Origin of the sequence: Psychrobacter sp. TWP2-1-2 (assembly GCF_049896785.1) — a bacterium.
In the GTDB taxonomy this organism is placed as follows: domain Bacteria; phylum Pseudomonadota; class Gammaproteobacteria; order Pseudomonadales; family Moraxellaceae; genus Psychrobacter.
In genome coordinates, this window is record NZ_JAFCVA010000040.1 from 1 (window position 1) to 3,267 (window position 3,267).

2 protein-coding genes are annotated in these 3,267 nt (G+C 38.8%); one reads left to right on the plus strand and one right to left on the minus strand.

The genetic code is table 11. The features are described 5' to 3' along the window. Window positions 1-374 precede the first annotated feature (374 nt). Window positions 375-1,691, minus strand: a complete 1,317-nt coding sequence (locus ACP7AE_RS14105) for a valine--pyruvate transaminase (RefSeq protein ID WP_426243849.1) — start codon at window positions 1,689-1,691, stop codon at window positions 375-377. 346 nt (window positions 1,692-2,037) lie between these two features. On the opposite strand from ACP7AE_RS14105, the gene ACP7AE_RS14110 reads away from it, so the two are divergent. Further along, entirely contained in the window at window positions 2,038-3,222 is a 1,185-nt protein-coding gene (locus ACP7AE_RS14110; protein ID WP_426243851.1) for a cyclic GMP-AMP synthase DncV-like nucleotidyltransferase, read from the plus strand. Window positions 3,223-3,267 lie beyond the last annotated feature (45 nt).

Below are 3,267 nucleotides of genomic sequence, written 5' to 3' on the forward strand. Positions count from 1 at the left end.
GACCATTATCGATGCTAGACAGCACTTGTTTACGATAGTCGATTGAATAAGTCATGGTTTATCTGAATAGTTGATTAGTTTTTATGTATTGTATCGGTTTTATCTGAACTCTACTATAGGATATTTGATTATATTCGTCACAAAAGTCTTCTACACCATAGTCATAGTTGCATTCTTCATTGCCATGAATCAAAACTTTATAGTCAGCGTCATCGGAATGTACAGCGCTACAACCAGACATTAGAAGTAAGACTATAGCTGACATAAGTCTCATTTAGTTATTCCTAAAATAATGTGATGGCTGTAACTGGCGTAGAGACTTTCGAATACTTTTACACTAGATCTAATTATAATCCTCAGCTCACTTGCAAAACCTATCTCTGATCATACAATTCACGCACCACTTCACCAATCGCTGCAATACCATCAGTCAGCGTCTGCTCATCCGCCGCGATACTCATACGAATACATTCATGCGCATGCTGATAATCGCTAACATCGACACCAGGGAAGAAATACTGACTTGGTACAATGAGCGTGCCTTTTTCTTTTAAAATCTCGTACAGCTCAACCGTGGTAATCGGCAAGTCTTTAAACCACAACCATAAGAATATCGCGCCTTCAGGCTGATGAATCATCAACGGGTACTCGCCCAATGCTTCTTTTAACAGCTTCACGGCAAGGGTCGCCTGCTTTTGATAAAACGGCTTGATCTCATTATCAGATAACTGTTTGATACGATCGTTTTCTACCAATGGCGTGGCAATGGCTGCACCAAAGCGTGTCGGTGCTAGATTCACGACTGCATTCATCGCGCTGACCGCTTCGATCACTTTTGCATCGGCAACGATAATACCAGTACGCATACCGGGCAGGCCAATTTTAGACAGGCTAAAGCATAGAATTGTATTGTTATCCCACGTCAAATGCGCGTCCGAATAGATGATGTTAGGGAAGGGCATACCGTAGGCATTATCGATGATAAGCGGTATGTCATAGCGTTTGGCAATCTCGGCCAAATGTGCCATTTCATCATCGGTCAGTACGTTGCCAGTCGGATTGGTCGGGCGGGAGCAGCAAATCGCGCCAATACGGCCTTCCTTTAGCGCTGGCAAGTTCTCTAACGCGTCAAAATCCACACGATATTTAAAGAAGCCTGCCGCGCCATCATGCGTCACTTCATCGATATGCGGCAATACGGCAGTGAAATGCTGACCTTCGACATGCACGTCGCTATAACCGATATACTCAGGGGTCAATGGCAGTAGAATGGATTTGTCGATAGATTCGTTCTTCTCATCTTTGAACGCACCGCCAAACAGATTAAAAAGATAGAAAAATGCGTTCTGTGAGCCATTGGTCAGGGCAATGTTTTCTGAGGTTAGATTCCAATCATAATGACGGTTAAAGAAGCCAACCAAGGCATCAATAAAGGCGGAATCACCTTGCGGATTAGAGTAATTCGCCATGCTGATAATCGCGCTACTATTGGCCTCTCCTGCATCATTGTCATTACCTAGCGCTTTATACGTCTCCAAAAATAGCTCATTGACGGCATCAATTTTGGCAGGGTTACCACCGCCCAGCATGTTGACTGGCTGATCGCTTTTTAGCGCATCGCCCAAATCGTCCATCAATTGTGAGATGCCAGTGGGCTGGGTAAATTTTTGACCGAACTTTGAGAATTTCATAAGGCTACCATGCTGTTTGGGAGGGTGTTATAAGTTGGTATTTAACCGATAAAGTTGGGCTAGTATAGCAAATGAGGGCTATAAAATAAGCAAAGTGCATGGCTGATATTGGTTTATATGTCTATACAGCTTATGAAGTAAAAATCGCCCGCTAAGTGGATAGGGGCGTTTTGGTTAAGTTGAATACGTACGACAATAGATGACGTACTAGACATACATATTCTTGCTTGTCAGTACCAAGATGTTCATAATAAAAAATATAAAATTATTTTAAAAATACTTAGAAAAATTTAATACTTAGAATTATAAGCACAGGAATTTACTTCATTACTAGGGAAATACAGCTATGTTCGATTGTTCTCAAGAGTTTAATAATTTTTATCAGAACCATGTAAAACTTACTGAGAAAGAAAAAAATCAATTGCGGGAAAAGAGGGCAAATAATATTAGGAGACTAGAAGACGGTCTAGAAAAATATAATGAAGAAAAAGGTACGGATTTTAAGATTGCAGAAACTAGAACTCAAGGGTCTATGGCTATGCATACTATCATACAAAACGATGAAAAAAATTATGATATAGATGTAGCAATAGTCTTTGATTCGGCTAATTTAGCTGGCTTAGGGGCTCAAGCATCGAGAAATATGATAGCTAATGCTTTTAGGAGCGAAATGAAGCGCTTTGCGAGAGAACCAGAGGTAAAAACGGGTTGTGTTAGAGTATATTATAAAACAGGATACCATATCGATTTTGCCATATTTAGAAGGTCAAAATATTATGAATGGCAAGAGAAATACGATTATGAATATGCTGGCGATAAATGGTCTGAGAGAGATATTAAAGCTTTAGATGTTTGGTTTATTAACGAAGTAAAAGCAAAAACTGATGATTTAAGAAAAATAGTTAGACTATCTAAAATGTTTTGTAAGTCAAGAAAGGACTGGGGGTCAATGCCAAGTGGTTTAGTCCAAACAATATTATGTTCGGAGAAATTTGAATCCTCTTATTCTCGTATAGATGAAAAGTTTTATTATACCTTAAAGTCCATTGAAAATAGACTAACATGGAACTTAAAAGTTAATGCACCAAATAATATTGATAATTCTAGACTAATAACAATCAGACAGGTTGATCTTGATAAAATGAGTAGATGGAAAGATAAATTGTCTACACAATTAGAAAAGCTAGATATACTATTTGAAAGTGATTGCACATATCAAGAAGCTATATCTGCTTGGGGAGAATTTTTCAATCATAATTATTGGTCTGAATTAGGTAAATTAATAGTTAAAATATCTGAGTCTTTAGAGTCACGGAGCTATAAAGACACTGAGGAATTTATAGAAGAGCTTTACCCCGTATTTGAGAGATATAGTGTAGGTATTGATTGTAGGGTGTCAGAAGATGGGTTCAGGGAGATACCTCTTTACAAATACTTAGAAAAACACCTTCGAGGGTTGGTAATCATCCCAACCATAAGACACTTATCAAATAGAATTAAGCTGCGTGGTTTAGTTTCTGCATTGGCGTAAAACCGCCATTGCCCATATTCGGGCGCTCGTGGTTGTAGTGATATA

Excerpts from the sequence above, each read along its gene's own strand:
- ACP7AE_RS14110 (WP_426243851.1), top strand. The coding sequence starts at position 2,038 with ATGTTCGATTGTTCTCAAGAGTTTAATAATTTTTATCAGAACCATGTA.
- ACP7AE_RS14105 (WP_426243849.1), bottom strand. The coding sequence starts at position 1,691 with ATGAAATTCTCAAAGTTCGGTCAAAAATTTACCCAGCCCACTGGCATC.